Here is a 15581-nt window from a genome sequence, read left to right on the forward strand (position 1 = left end):
AGGCAAGCTTATTAACTAAAATACCATATATCTAGCTGATTCTTAGCTGTTTTTAGCTAACGGTAGGTAAGCTGGCCTAAATGATTTGAGTGATGATACGACCGTTAGCTAAAACGCGCTGATATAAATTTTGAATACTTAGAAAACGCGCTTATTTTCCTTACCTCATACCCTTTCCTTTCCATATCATATGACACAACCATCTTGGGGCACACTTGCCTATCGTTACAGTATTGCACAACCACAACGTAAACTTCTGGCTCTGGATGGAGGGGGCATTCGTGGCCTGATTACGCTTCAGATACTGCTTGAATTAGAAAGTCAATTAAAAACTAAACTGGGTAGAGGAGACGACTTCCGTTTAGCCGAGTATTTCGATTACATTGCTGGTACCAGTACCGGCGCCATTATTGCCGCTGGTCTGAGCCTGGGCTTTTCCGTTCAGAAATTGATAGACTTCTATCTTGAAAAAGGGGAAGCTATGTTCGACAAAGCGTTTCTGGCGAACTGGGGGCATAATCTATACTCTGATCAGGCATTACTTGAAGAACTAAAAGCGACTTTTGGCGATGGAACAGACCTGTTTTTAAACGCTGGCCAATTCCATAGTTTACTTCTGGTGGTGACTATGAATCGAACTACCGATTCTCCCTGGCCTATCAGCAATAACCCCTGGGCGAAGTACAATGATCCCAATCGCCCGGATTGTAATTTAAGAATTAAACTCTTTCAACTCGTAAGGGCCAGCACTGCTGCACCCGTTTATTTCCCACCTGAAAAATTAGAGTGGGAAGCTAAAAATGCCAAAAAGACCTTTGAGTATGTTGATGGCGGAATGACTCCATATAATAATCCTGCCTTTTTGCTGTTTCGGATGGCTACACACCCTGCTTATAAACTAGAGTGGCAGACTGGTGAGGATAATTTATTGTTGGTATCTGTTGGAACGGGCGCATCTGTAACGACAGGTGGTTATGGCAATATTATAGACACACTCAAGTCACTACCTGATAATCTGATGTATGCGAGTCTGGTAGATCAGGATATCAATTGTCGAACGTTTGGTTGTTGCGCCTATGGAGCGCCCATTGACCGGGAGCTTGGAGACTTAGTGCTGCCTGAGGAGGCTATGGCAAACCCGGATCGGGCGAAACGACTCTTCCGATATGTTCGCTACAATGTTGATCTGAGCCAGGATGGGTTAAATGCGTTAGGACTTTCCACTATTAAATCCGACGATGTTCGCCAGCTCGACTCCGTTAAGTTTAAGGATCAACTTCAACTGGTGGGAAAAACAGCTGCCGCTGCTCAGGTGAAAATCGCCCATCTGGGTAATTTCATCTGATTATGAAAGCGTTTGTCGTTCGACCGTCTGGTACCAGGGAGGTGGCCAAACGCGACCCGAATTATTGGTCAATTTTTGGGAAAACATCAAGACACTCGATCCGAATAAGAAGGCGGAGATTTATCGCTTTTTGCCGTAATACGAAAACTCGTTGGATAGCCTCCTGGGCCGATAAGGAGACCGATGCCAATCGGTGGGTTGCTGCACTAATGCCTCCTTTTCTGAAACAAGACTATGAGCGTGGATTTAATAAGGATTTAAGTCATTTTTACTCAGGTGGCAGTGCTCTGGGATTCCTCACGGTAATTATTGCATTGGCCGAAGGGCATCCCGATACATGAGAATTAGAGTATGAGTCAGCAGTTAAGGCAAAACAGGCTTTACAAGACTATAAAGATCACCATCAAGAACTAGGAGTCGTGGTGAGAGCTTCACTGGAAGCCACTCAGAAGCGATTTCAACTCACGGGGGAATCGGAACTCCTGGGTTGCCGTTTCCCGACCAGACATTAGGTCAGTTCCTGGACGAATCCGTTCAATTTGCAGGACCAGGCTGGGTAGACCGTTTCAATGAACTATATGATCATGCAGGTCCAGCCCTGCCAACAGCTTACTATTTTTTTTAATAATTTGGATTTTTAATTTCAAAACCCTAGGAGCCAAAATAGTTGCTAGTTATTACTGGTTTAGTTGTGCAATGAGGCTAGCCAAAATAGCTAAATATTTCTTCTTTGGGGCTTTCTAAGTCTGGAAAATTTTGCAAAAATTAATTAGTCTGTTAGTTGATTGGAAATAATCGAATCCAAATGAAATTCTAAGTAACTTAGTCAGTCAATATTGTTTGCCTTGATTAAAGCAAGACAAAGACTAATAAGTAATAAAGTTATTAACTTATTTTAATCATTAATAAAGTATGTCGGCTTATTTGTCAAGTGGCCTTCCTGATCCTGTTCTTCCGTTAGATGAGGATTGGGATAAAATTATTGATGCACAGCAAGCCAATAAATGCATTTTGATTTTAGGGCCCGATGTTATAACTATTCAGGGGAAAACTTTATTTGAATTCGTAAGTGAATCTATATTTAAAAAACATTCAGGAATAAAAATTTTTTCAAATGAACAACTATTGCACATTCCAAAGGAAAATGCGATACGAAATAAATTAAGATTTGAATTAAATGATTTTTATGAAAAGTGTAACGAGTTGAAAGAAGTATATGAACTGGTCGCATTATTGCCTTTTCATTTAATTTTGTCCTTTATTCCACATGATGGATTATTTAAAACTATTAGGTTAAAATCAAAGTATGGGTCAAAAGCAAAATTCGGTTTTCAACCGGTGAAGGACCCACCTATAAGTGTAGCAGAACCTACAAAAGAACAACCTTTAGTATATAATATGCTTCCCCCAATTCTAAACCCGAATATAAGCAACAAAACCATCGAGCAACCATTACTTACATTTGAAGATTTATTTGATTATATATCTGGCGTGTTAGGAGCGCGCGAGTTGCCAACCAATTTGCAGTATGTTTTAGGTGAAGCTATAACCTTCGTTTTCTTAGGTGTACCTTTCGAAAATTGGTATACACATTTACTACTTAAAAAGATTTGTGGAATTAATGCTACTTATCTCAAAGCTTATGAAAGTGGACTTTCTGAAAAAACCCGAACATTTGTAGTAGATAATTTTTCTTTAGATTTTATGGATATTGATCCTAAACAGTTTCTAAAAGATTGGCATGCAAAACTAAAGAAAATGCAAGACGAAACAATTTTGGAATCTAATTCAGACCATTATGGAGATTTTGCCAGTGAAATTAATTTAAATGATAAAGAGCCGATTTCAGTATTTATTTCTTATGCTCACAATAATATTAATGAGATGACAATATTGAAGAATAATTTAGAAGCAATGTATCAAAAAAAATTGATTATATGGACTGATGTTAGATTAGAGGGTGGGGAAAAATGGTCGACAGAAATAGAAAATCAGATTAAAAAAGCTCGTATTATTTTATTGATATTGACTTGGGATTACTTGCGTTCTTCCTATTGCTGGTATGAAGAACTTAAATATGCGCTTGATCTCTATAAGGACGACCCAACTATACGTATTATACCAATCATGATGGGTGAATGTCCATGGGGAGATAAAGACCTACCGGACGATTTGGGGCGTAAACTATCAGAAAAATTTACAGACGCGTGGAAAATAGAGAGGAACTTGGCTAATCTACAAGCAATTCCAACAAACTCAAAGGGTAGACTTTTGCCAATTGACAAATGGCCTAAACGTGATTATTATTGGACAGCGTTATATAATCAAATGCAAATCATAATTAAAAATATGTAGGCCATTAGAAAGCAATGAATGACTCCTCTAATTTCCTTTACCGATATCCTGGTACTCGACCATTTGTTCAACATGATGAACGTTTATTTTTTGGGCGAAAAAATGACGCTAGAGAGCTATTTAAACTTATTTATGTCCAATCAATTGTAGTTATTTATGGGAAAAGTGGTTATGGAAAAAGTTCACTGTTGAACGCAGAAGTTGGCCCTAATCTTTCGAGAGAAGGTTTGCCTTTCTTTAATATTCGTTTTGGTAATTTCAATCCTGATCCTAATTACAAGGAACATCAAGTTACTCCCATTCAAGCTGTTATTCAAGAAATTAAGCACCTACAGCCGCTGGATTCGCTGACTGGACTTTTCCATGAAGAAGAATCATTATGGTATACGGTAAAGCAATTCCAAGTATCACAATTCTGTAATCAGCTTGTGCTAATATTTGATCAATTTGAGGAATTTTTTTCCTATCCTGAGGAGCAGCAACTTATTTTTTCTCAACAATTGTCAGATTTATTTAATCGTATTTCATTTCGCTCATTAATCGAAAGTTCTGATCAATATTCTGTGCTCAGTCCTACCAAAAAGGCGCTGGTACGCACAAATCCTATTGTGAAAATTGTATTTTCAATCCGTTCAGATAGTCTAGAATTACTTAATAAATTAAAAGATTTACATCCTGGTATTCTGCGTCACTGCTATAAGCTTGATGCAATCGATGAGGCCAATGCAGAAGCTGCCATACGTGAACCTGCAAGACTCCCTAAATCTGAAGGATATGGAAATTATCCATTTGAATATGAAGATAAATTATTGAAAGCCATACTAGAAGCTATTAAACATAATGGAAAAATAGATGCAGCTAATTTGCAGATTGTGTGTAGGTATTTGGAAAAGAATATTTTGCCGACTAAGGAAATAAATAAAGAGAAAAATTTAAAACTACTAGAATTAGATGATTTAAAATATATTTCTGGCGGACTTGACGGTATTTTTAAAGATTTTTATGATCGTTCTCTTCAGGAATTAGATAGTAAAAAGCACGTTGGTTTGGCGCAAAAAATTATAGAGAATGAATTTGTAAAAGATGGTAAGAGAATACCATTTTTGTCTACTTACCTCCTTTCTCGCTTTAAATCTGATGGTTTAAATATTGGTATTTTAAACAAATTGACCGAAGTAGTATTACTGCATAAATACCGTGATAATGATAATAGAGAATTTTATGAGCTAGCTCACGATACGTTGATTGGGCCAGTTGCTGAAGCTGCTCAAATTCGTAAAGAACGAGCCTTGAAAAAAAGATATTATAAAGCAATAGCTGCTTTTGTAGCATTAGCTATTATTCTAGGTGGAACCATACTGTTCTTCTTATACGTGCAAGGTCTTACTATCTCTATAAGAGCGCTTACACTAGACCGTGATAATAAACAAAAAGAATTGATCTATAAGCAGAAGCTTTTATATAGTGCGCAATTGAGCTTTGCGAAAATGCAAGAAACATATACTTTAACAAAAAAAGAATTATCTAACAAAAAGAAACAAGTTGATTTGCTAAATATACAACTTGAAGAAAGGAGGAGATATTTGGAATTGATTGTTGGTAAAATTCGTAAAGTACAAGAAGAATTAAATTTAGCTAATAAAGAAGCTTTTTTTAATCAAAGAGCATTAATTTACTTGGAAAAAGGAGAACCTTTAGAAGCTAAAAATGCTTTTCAAAGATTAAAACAAACAACTAATCAATATTGGTGGGTAAATTATAATATAGGTTCTATATATCAACAGCTTGGTCAGTACGAACAAGCCGATGAAAATTTGCATGCTGCTCTGGCTTCTATTGAGGGTAAAGACCCCGAAAATAGAATAAGGAGAATTATTACAATGAACAGAATAGCCCAAGTTTATAGAAATAGATACAAAATAATTTTAGATAAAAATAAGTATGGAGATTTAGTGAATCAGTATGAAAAATTATTAAATGACCTGAAAACTGACACGACTACCAGTGATAAAAAGCTGTATCTGGCAAGTGTCCAAAATGATTTGGCTGATTTTTATACTTCGCAAGGCGAATATGAATTAGCCGAGCCCTTATATGTATCGTCTTTAAGTAATAGAAGAACAACTTTACAAAGCAAAGATTCAAGGATAGTAGATATTATAGATAAACTTGCAGAAGTATATTTAAGAGAGCAGAAATATTCTGATGCTATCAAGAAAATGAATGAAAAAATTAATATTTTAGAAAATGCTTATGGGGCAGATAATTACCTTTTAGCATCTGCTTATCAAGACCTTGCCATAGGTTACCTAAGTTTTGGAACTGCTAAAGACTCTATCTCATTGCGAAATAAAGCAAATTCACTTTTTACCCTTTCACAAACTCTTTTTGAAAAGAAAATAGACTCAAAAATATCAACTGTTAAGCAAGAGAAACTTCAAAAATTATATACAGAAATCGGTCGATATAGTACTGCGAAAAGACTTTATTATAAGGAAATTAATAGAATGGATAGCTTAAAAGATTCGAGGATTGTTAATCAATATGTTAGATTCGCTGATTTTTATGCTACATTGTCTATGTATGATTCGACAAATATCTTGTATAAAGAAGCGATAAGATTAAAGCAAAAACAATTAACTAACCGAAATAGCACTAGAAAAGACACACTGGAATATCAACATATACTAGAGAAGTTCGCCGATACACTAAGTAAACATCGCCAGGGGAAGTCTGCTTTAGTATATTATAATCGTATTGATAGTTTCAGAGTTGATTACTTTGGTAATAATAGCCCTATATTAACGAATAACTTAAAAAAAATTGCCGATTTGTCTGAAAGTAATAAATCAGAAATTATTTATAATAGTATTATTAGAATTTGGAGACCACTTATTGGAACGCAGGATAATAAGAAAAAACAACCTGCTACTAATAAATGGTGGACTCAAAGATGGGCGATGAGTAAACCAATTGTTTTAGATTGGTATTGGGATGATCCAGAGGCATATATAGCCAGCCTTGATAAACTAGCCAGCCTTTATGCTAAACGAAATGAAAATGCTGCCGCTCTAAAGCTATATGATGAAGCCTTTTTAGCGTTACTTGTTTTTTATACACCTGGCGAAGTTATTGATAATCCTGAGACGAATGTCAAAGTAAACGATAGGAAGCAAAGGCCTTTCGCCGTATACAAGCCTAAATATTTTCCAGATATTTCAAATTTCAATGAGATATCTCTTGCGGTTTTAGATCATTATATCTACTTACTACAAACTTTAGGTAAAGATAAACAAGCTGACCAACTAAGAAAAAGCCCTTTATATTTAACTTTAATAAGTGTGAGCAAAAAGAACCTATTAGCCAAAATATTATAATTACTAATTATGAGACATATTATATACAGATGGGTCTTAATTTATATAATATTATGGCTATATTATACTAATGCAACTATCATATATGCTCAGTCTTTCCCTTATGATCCGATTATTAGATCACCTTCCAAGTATAATAGTAAAGAGCTGAAAAAAGGAGATAATCAATATATGACTCGTCAGGATTTTGAGTCACAATATAAAATTGTTCCTAATCCTAGTGATTCATTACTTCAGCCTTTCCTTTATAAACAAAATTCCTGGCCTTGGCGAGTTGGAGTTTTTAGTGGGTTTAATTACGCTTATTGTGGAACGTGGGAAAATACTTTTGGGCCTAATAAGCGAGATAAAACACTTTATAATGGAACAGGTTTTAACGTTACAGGTAGTATTGATTATTTCCTGACACCTGCTAAACGTCGCCTGCGTTTTGCGGTAGGAACTGCTTTCGGGTATCAAAACTACATTACTCGTGATGTCTATGAGGATTATTTGCATAGCCTGGCAGCGGCCCGTACGCCTGGTGTCAGCCGTGATCAGGTTACGATTGATCAGCGAGCTTCGGAGGACACTTACCTGACTGCCGGGATGGTAATGACTTTCACACTGACCCGCGGTCATCGAAATCCTTATGCAACAACATTTATTGAAGTGACAGCCCGTGGCGGTTTGTTTCATACACAAGCAGCAACAATTACAGCCTTTATTCCTTCGCAAAATACCACAGTTCCCACAGCGTCGATGGTTACGGGTGGCGCACTTATACGGACTGTGAATCCTAGCTCAAATCTATATCATCCTGGAGCGTTAGGGTCATTGGCTCTTTTTTTTCCACTGCGCAACAACTGGAATGTTGGTATACAGGCACAGGGATTTATTTCTCAATTAAACTACCTGATTGTAAATGGCCAAGAAGAACAGTTATATGAGTTTAAGCGCAAACATGGTGGATTTAGTGTTGGGATAGCTATACGCAGAAGCTTTCCTCACAGGCGTCTAATTCCTATCAAAAATGATACTGATACAAGTAATACAAATTTTAGTCGTGACGTAATTACTAATAATATTCCTCCTGATCCAATTATTGTATCATCCTCTCTAACTAAAAATAAACGGCGTAGAGAGAATATGGGGAAAAGCTCTTTTATGATGCGTCAGGGCTATGATACCACACATATTCAAACTATCCCTAACGACCCTAATCTTCAACCTTTCCTGTACAGGCAAAATCCAAAATCCTGGCCTTGGCGAGTAGGAATTTTTGGTGGAGTCAATTTAGCCAATTGCGGAACATGGGAGAGTTTGTCTAGCTCTTCTACAGGCAATTATGCTCAGCATAATGGTGTGGGCATTAACCTGACTGGAAATGTCGACTACTATCTGACACCTGATACCCGCCAACTACGTTTTGGTATAGGAACCGCATTTGGCTACCAGAATAGCAATACGAGAGAAGGCTATCGAAATTACCTATATGATCTGGCAGCCGCTCGTACCCCAAGGGTCTCCCGCGACCAGGTGACAATACTTCAGGGTGCATCAATAAATACATACTTAACTGCGGGTCTGTTAGGAACATATACATTTCATAGGAAAGCAATCGCCGTTGAGCTAGGTATACGCGGGGGCTTATTTCGTACAGAAGCAGCTACTATATCGGCATTTATACCATCACAAGGTACTGTTTTTCCAATGGGGCCACTGGTTGAAGGTGGAGTGCTTATTCAACGGGTTAGCCCTGATTCGAAACTTTATCATGGCGGTGGCACAATGTCGCTTGGTGTATTCTTTCCATTTAGTAAAAATTGGCAGTTAGGTGTTCAGGCCCAAGGCCTTAGTACAAAACTTAATTATTTAATAATAAATGGAATCGATGATCAGACAACCTCTTATAAAAAATCGTACAATAGTTTTAGTTTCGGTATTGCCTTACGCAGACTACTGCCTAGAAGATATCTGGTTCCTGTAGCAAAATGAATAACACACGTTATGTATTGAGGAAGCGCAATAGCATAGGATTTTAAATAATAAGCAGCTGATTAATTTTTTCCTACCATGTCCTTCTATAAAGTTTACATATCGTCCACCTTTCGTGATTTAGCGCCGTATCGAAAAACGGTGATGGAAACACTACATAAGGTACCCAACTTTAAGGTGGTCGGCATGGAGTACTATACAGCAGAAAGCACGCAGCCGCTTGATCGTTGCTTGCAGGACGTGGCCGATTGTGAGATTTACATTCTCATTCTGGCAAACCGATATGGCTATATAATTGAAGGACAGGATAAGTCGATTACCCATCTGGAATACCTCAAGGCGAAAGACCTTGGCAAAGTAATTCTTGTGTTTCTTGCTGATAATAAAGATGGTCGATTCCCGCCCGATGCCGATGAGCCTGGGCAACCATCGCCCGACGATAAACAGGCGAAACTAAAGGATCTGAAAAAAGTTGTAGGTAGCGCGTTCCTCTTGCCTCCTGAAGGCTTTACGTCGGAATATCATCTGGCCTTACAAGTAATGGAAGCACTGGTGCGAAATCCACGCGTGGATTTCGATGGGGTTTTTCCCGAAGAGCGTAAAATTTTCTGCGATCGGGCAAATCAGGTCTATAACTTTTATGAACTGATTCGCAAAAAGGAGCCATTTAATGTTTTTCTGATTCAGGGAAAGGAAGAGGATTTAAGTCAAAGCCTGGTGGAGCGGTTAAGTAAGTATTATCTGGTTTCATCAGATCCTACATCGTTGAGCTTCCATGAACTCATTGTCGAACCTGATTACGAAAAATTTAAAAGTTTACTTGTTAATGAACTTTGCCTCAAACTGATTCCATATGAGTCCGAACAACCCAGCGATCTGGTTGGCTTGCTGACAGCCTTAAAGGCCAACGAGGTTAGTATACTTACCTTAGAGGTGTCTGTAAGTGATGAAGTTAAATGGCAACAAGGGTATCAATACCTGGATAGAATTTTAAAGGAATTTTCGTTGGCCAGTGCCCAGGTTCAGGGCATACGGGTATATTGGTTCATTATGATCGATGTACCTGATTCATTACAGGAACAGGTTCAATCGGTGCCTATTCTGAAGGCGCCACCGCTGGCAATGCTGCAACGTGATGACATCAAAAGCTGGATTAGTACGTATATCAACAGTGATGCGGCAACGGTTCTGAAACTATTGAAACTCTGCTTTACAGCCATGCCGGCCCCACCGCAAACATTCGACATGCTAGAGGCCCAGGAGTATCTTCAGCGATTTATTAAACGCTTCAACGTTCGTCGGAAAAAGGAAGATGCTGAACTATTAGACATTTTACCCTAACCATGCCACTTACCTTACGAACCATTCCTGTCGATCTGAAGCCGTCCAACTACCTCATGGACAGCCGGCTGCAACGTGCCGTTGAATTAGCCTATGCCCTGAACAAACCACTGTTGGTAAGTGGCGAACCGGGTACGGGTAAAACTCAGCTGGCCTGGCACATAGCCGATATACTGGCTAAACAAACTGAAGGCACGCAGGCGCCTTTTTTGAATGAACCCATTGAGTTTTACACTAAATCGACATCGACAGCTACCGATTTATTTTATACCTACGATGCGGTAAGTCATTTCAGGAGTAAAGAACAAACCGATACAAACGCCTTTGTCGATTTCACCGCGTTGGGACGTGCCCGTGTGCTGGCTCATGGACGCAATAGTCCGGCTCTGTTAGCTGCCAACATACAGCCGCTGCTTGACCGCTGCGATCGATTAACAACTACTCCCCGAAGTAGCGTGGTTTTGATCGATGAGATTGATAAAGCGCCCCGAGAGTTTCCAAATGATCTGCTCAATGAGATGGAGTCGGGCGAATTTCGCGTTCGGGAGCTTAATTTCTCGCTCAAAAAACCACAGAACGACGCTCGGGTCGTAGTCATATTAACCTCTAATTTTGAGAAAAGCCTGCCCAATGCGTTTCTGCGACGCTGCGTGTTTTATCATATTCCATTCCCTAGTGATGACCAACTCCTGGAAATTGTCAATCTGCGCTTAGGACTTAGCCAGTCGCCAGCAGTAAGCGAAGCCTTACGACGATTCCGGAGCTTTCGCGACCAGGCGCGGCAATCGTCCAGCCGAGTGCCGTCTACCGCCGAATTTCTTGACTGGTTACGCGTGTTAAATGCCGATAAGTTGCTTATCGACAATACTTTCCCACCCCTTCATACCCATTCCAGTCGGGCTTTATATGAATCGTCGCTGGTGGTGCTGCAAAAAGATGGAGCTGCCTTCGACAAGAATAACCCGTTGCTGGCGTGATACCCGTCGATCCGACCCTAGCGACTACCGCCTGGCCATTGGCCGGTCTTTTCGACGCATTGCGCCGTGAAGGCTTTCAACTGCGCCCGGATGATTACGTAGAGGTCGTTCAGGTGCTTAATACGTTTCAACCGCAGTCTTATGCCGACTTGCAGGCGTTGATTGCTCCGTTAATTGTAACCAGCGATGAAGAGCAGGAGAAGTTTGACCGCATTTTCGAACGAGTCCGCCAGGCAGAAGGTATCCAACCTCACGTTGTTACAAAGAAACGACTGCCCTGGAACTGGTTGATAACTGCTTTTCTGGTACTTGTGGTAGTTGGATATACCGCATTTTTCTGGCCTGCCCCTACGTTCAAAACAGACTTATACCTGCTGAAGCCTGAGGGCCCGTATGAAGTAGGGGATACGCTTGTTTTTTCGATTGATTCCTCCATGCGACAAGCGGCTGGTTCGAGGGCGCGCTGGCAGTGGGAAACCGCAGATGGTCAACCGTATCCTCATCCCAACGAGTTAGAACTACAAGTGGTAGCTGAACACGCTGGCCCGCTCGTTGTGAATGTACGAGGTCGGCAGGGGAGGGGTTTGTTATTCACAAGTTGGACAGATAGTATACGAAGTATCGAAATCCCGATTTGCGATAACCTGCCTGTTGTTCAGATCGACAGTGTACGGTTGTCGACTTCTCCGCTCCGCTATCGTTTTTCAGCCCGGCTGGTTGGCTCTGTTAAGCCTTTGCAACGCACGAACTGGCAGCTCAACGACGGCGTTGTGGCGAGTAATCAGACAGAGTGGGAACATACCTTTAAGGCAGGTTCGGTTCCCGCTGCTTACAATGTGCGTTTCACGGCCTTCCCCGATACAGTTCAGCGACTTTGTTTTGGCGAAGCCAGATTGGAGGTGGATGTTCCTGAATTGAATCAGCCTCCTTTTACAATTGACCTACAGCCAGCGGGGAATTTAATCAAGCCTATAACGCAACGGACAAATGCTTATGCCTGGGCAATTGGATTGGTCGGTACCTTACTGGCTATTCTGATGGGCATTTATTACTGGCTGACCGCTCAGAAACCAGCGAAAAAAAATGACTTAAACCTTACCGGTACTAATCCACTGTCCCGATTTGCCAGCACTAAGCCCCCCTTAGAAATTCCGTTTGAAAACAGGGATCGCGAGCTGATTACCCTCGATCAGGCGTTTTACCGTACTGTGCGCCTTTTACGTCAACCAGCCGAGGGTGAAATCCGACGATTGAATATTGGGCAGACTATGCAGGCAACCATGCACGAGGGTGGCTTGCCAACACTGGTCTACCAGCCTCATTTTACAGAAACGGAATACTTATTTCTGATTGACCAGAGTCAGGTACGGAGTCAGCAGGTAGCCTTGTTCGAGTATTTGTTTCAGGCATTTACCCGGGAAAACGTATGTGTCGAACGGTTCTTTTTCCACAAGACATTTGATCGGTTTACGAACGAAACCCACCCCAAAGGCCTGTCACTCCGTCAATTATCGGATAGCTATACTGGGCGCACATTAATCATTTGGAGCAACGGTTATCCGCTGCTTTACCCGCCTTACCCTGTGGTGGAGCCATTCGTTCGTGATGCATTGGTAGATTGGCCATTACGTGCAATTCTGACGCCTGTTCCGTTTGCTGACTGGGGTTCGAAAGAGCTGGCTTTGAAGGCCGATTTCTTACTCTTACCCGCTGACTTGGTGGGTCAGCTGCGATTAATGCAGGTATTGACCGAAAATCAACCGAATCAGGATGCGTATCTGGAGCAACACGAAAAGGAATTGTATTCAACAGACTATGTCGATTTTCGATCTGTGGCTGGATTGAGGAAATACCTGGGTGACGAGCTTATTCAGTGGCTGGCTGCGCTGGCCATTTATCCACGTATTCGCTGGGAGGTAGTTGTGGAGATGGGTCGAACGCTGATGACTCCCGAAGCGGTCAACTTTACAAATCTGCTTAAACTGGCGCGTATTAGTTGGATGCAGGAGGGATCGTTTCCCGATAAAACGCGTTTGGAACTGCTGAAAACGTTGCACCCTGACAACGAAGTGAAGGCTCGTGTAACGCTTCTGAGGATGCTCAACAAAGCCGAGCAATACTTTCCCGGCGACCACTTTTACGATGGCGAAAAATTCCTGTTACAAACCGCCAGCCAGTTTGCGCTCTACGCCTATGATTCTGAAAAATACGCTGAGTACCAGCCAGCGCAGCAAGTCTTTAAGGCCCTTTACGAGCAAGGACAGTATCCTGATGGCGCCATGCTTCGTTACCTTGAAAATCCGGATGGTATCTGGACAACGTTGTTACCCACTACTGGCTCATCAATCGATCAATCGAGCCAATCGTCAGTAGACTCATTACGGCCAATCCCGCTTCAGGCGTACTTGACAAATCTGCCAGCTCCACCCGAAGCAGCGCCTGAGGAACCGCCAATAAATAGAAAACCACAATACTTACTGGCGGCCATTGGCGCTACTTTTCTGAGCCTTTTAGGATTGTGGTATTTATCTTCCAGGCCCCAGAATCAGGAAATAGACCTGGATCAGCAAATTCCGGTTACGATTTCGCTCGATTCAAGCCTTTGTGTAACGGCCCGGAATACAGTCAACAATGCCTATAACTCTCCTCGCTGGAGATTTTTTCTAAATGATTCGTTGTTGACTGTCAACAGCCTGCATGCGACACGCTCATTACCACTCCGAAATCTGATTATGGATTCGGCGAAAGTGCCAGCAGATTCGATGGCGTTGCGGGCAATGTTTTCGGTAAGTGACACGATGTCGGGAGGAGGGAGGCAGTACAGTTCTGTACAGTTTAGCCGGGATACATTGCGGGTTCGGATTAGTTGCCCAAATTCTCTGATAGTACCCCCAACAGCTTCTAATGATAGCTCGTCAACGGTCTATATTCAGTACTCATTTAGAGATCAGATCAATAAAGCCCGGCAATTGCAAACACGATTAAGCGCAAGCGGTTTTCGTGTGCCAGGCATTGAGCTTCGTGCTACCTACAGAGATTCTACGCAGGTTCGGTATTTTGCGAATCAGGATCGTTCCGAAGCAGACTCCGTTGCCAGTATTGTAAAAAGTCTTTTTAAACTTCGGATTGTTCGGATTGTAAAAGTTGGTGGCATTAAGAAAGCACCGGTGGAGGTTTGGCTGAATACTGGGGCAGCAACGAATGCGTTCATTTGTCAAAGCGTTCCAATAAGCTGGGCTAATCAGTTTAATGGATGGCAGGCGAAAGTAAATGGGTATACGTATACGATTAACACTTCGAGGAATCGCATTACTTTAAATACAGAATCATCGAAAGTACCCCCCACTGTAGATCCAAAAACCGGTGCACTAAGTGCTATAGGTTCATCATTAAGTATAGAGCTTGCGGGGTCAATTGAAAGCATCTGCAGGCAAAATGGCGTGTACATCGTGCAACTGGCAAACCATATTGGTCGAACATTGCTCATTCGAAATGTAACACGTACTTCCTGCACTCTTGCTGTTGTCAGGTTTAATGCGAACCAGTTGAACGGCTCACAAGGGAAAGCCTATTTTGACAGGGTTTTAAGTAGTGCGAGTTTCCGACAGTACCGCTACGTAACCACTAAACAGCCACAAAGCCAGACAACGAACGCCGACGCTGTCCAGCAAACTACCAACCCAGGTAATGAGTACAATCAGAGCCCAATTCAGACAGCAACACCAGCTCCGACAAGTACGGAAAGCTTGCGGTTAGCAGCTCAAAAATCGGCAGATATGACTGTAAAGGCCGGTCTTGAGGCCTACCAGAATGGACAATATGAAGAGGCTGTTAAGTTATTCGATCAGTCGCTGGAGAAGAACCCGGCCAATGCCTTCGTATTGGATATGAAAGGCTCCTCATTATTCAAATTAAAGCGATACGATGAGGCAGAGGCTACCCTCTTAACTGCTACAAAAGTAGACCCCAAAGATGCCTGGCCTTACTTTGATTTAGCCCGTGTTTATTGTGCAATGGGCAGATCGGCAGAAGCGAATAGTGCGAAACGTCAGGCTATAAAATTACAACCCGACATGCAGACGATTATGCGGAAAGACAGAGAGTTTATACGCGTGTGCGGGGCGGAGGCTTCGGCGAAATAAATAATACTGGTTTGCTAGCTTTCACTGAAGTAGCAAACCAGTATTTTCTTTAGCTGTCAAGTCAATA

The 15581-nt window shown here is 41.3% G+C and carries 8 protein-coding genes; all 8 read left to right on the forward strand.

What is annotated here, in order from left to right; translation table 11 throughout:
- Nucleotides 1–190 precede the first annotated feature (190 nt).
- Nucleotides 191–1345 (forward strand): patatin-like phospholipase family protein, encoded by a 1155-nt coding sequence (locus tag GO755_RS29240; RefSeq protein ID WP_157588968.1) that lies wholly within the window; start codon nucleotides 191–193, stop codon nucleotides 1343–1345.
- Nucleotides 1346–1347: 2 nt separating this feature from the next.
- Nucleotides 1348–1686, forward strand: a complete 339-nt coding sequence (locus GO755_RS29245) for a hypothetical protein (protein WP_157588969.1) — start codon at nucleotides 1348–1350, stop codon at nucleotides 1684–1686.
- A 571-nt stretch (nucleotides 1687–2257) separates the two neighbouring features.
- Nucleotides 2258–3700, forward strand: coding sequence for a toll/interleukin-1 receptor domain-containing protein (locus GO755_RS29250; protein WP_157588970.1), 1443 nt, complete (start codon nucleotides 2258–2260; stop codon nucleotides 3698–3700).
- A 14-nt stretch (nucleotides 3701–3714) separates the two neighbouring features.
- On the forward strand, nucleotides 3715–7077 hold the full coding sequence (locus GO755_RS29255; RefSeq protein WP_157588971.1) for a tetratricopeptide repeat protein: 3363 nt from the start codon (nucleotides 3715–3717) through the stop codon (nucleotides 7075–7077).
- 9 nt (nucleotides 7078–7086) lie between these two features.
- Nucleotides 7087–9054: a hypothetical protein gene (locus tag GO755_RS41045; RefSeq protein ID WP_198174975.1), complete on the forward strand. Its 1968-nt coding sequence runs from the start codon at nucleotides 7087–7089 to the stop codon at nucleotides 9052–9054.
- A gap of 78 nt (nucleotides 9055–9132) precedes the next feature.
- On the forward strand, nucleotides 9133–10395 hold the full coding sequence (locus GO755_RS29265; protein WP_157588972.1) for a DUF4062 domain-containing protein: 1263 nt from the start codon (nucleotides 9133–9135) through the stop codon (nucleotides 10393–10395).
- 2 nt (nucleotides 10396–10397) lie between these two features.
- Nucleotides 10398–11372: an AAA family ATPase gene (locus GO755_RS29270; protein WP_157588973.1), complete on the forward strand. Its 975-nt coding sequence runs from the start codon at nucleotides 10398–10400 to the stop codon at nucleotides 11370–11372.
- The gene (locus GO755_RS42070) at nucleotides 11369–15514 is read left to right on the forward strand and encodes a tetratricopeptide repeat protein (protein WP_157588974.1); all 4146 of its coding nucleotides are present in this window, start codon (nucleotides 11369–11371) and stop codon (nucleotides 15512–15514) included. Before GO755_RS29270 ends, GO755_RS42070 begins: the two co-directional genes overlap by 4 nt.
- Nucleotides 15515–15581: the final 67 nt, after the last annotated feature.

The sequence above is a fragment of the Spirosoma arboris genome, assembly GCF_009754945.1.
GTDB classification, from domain to species: domain Bacteria; phylum Bacteroidota; class Bacteroidia; order Cytophagales; family Spirosomataceae; genus Spirosoma; species Spirosoma arboris.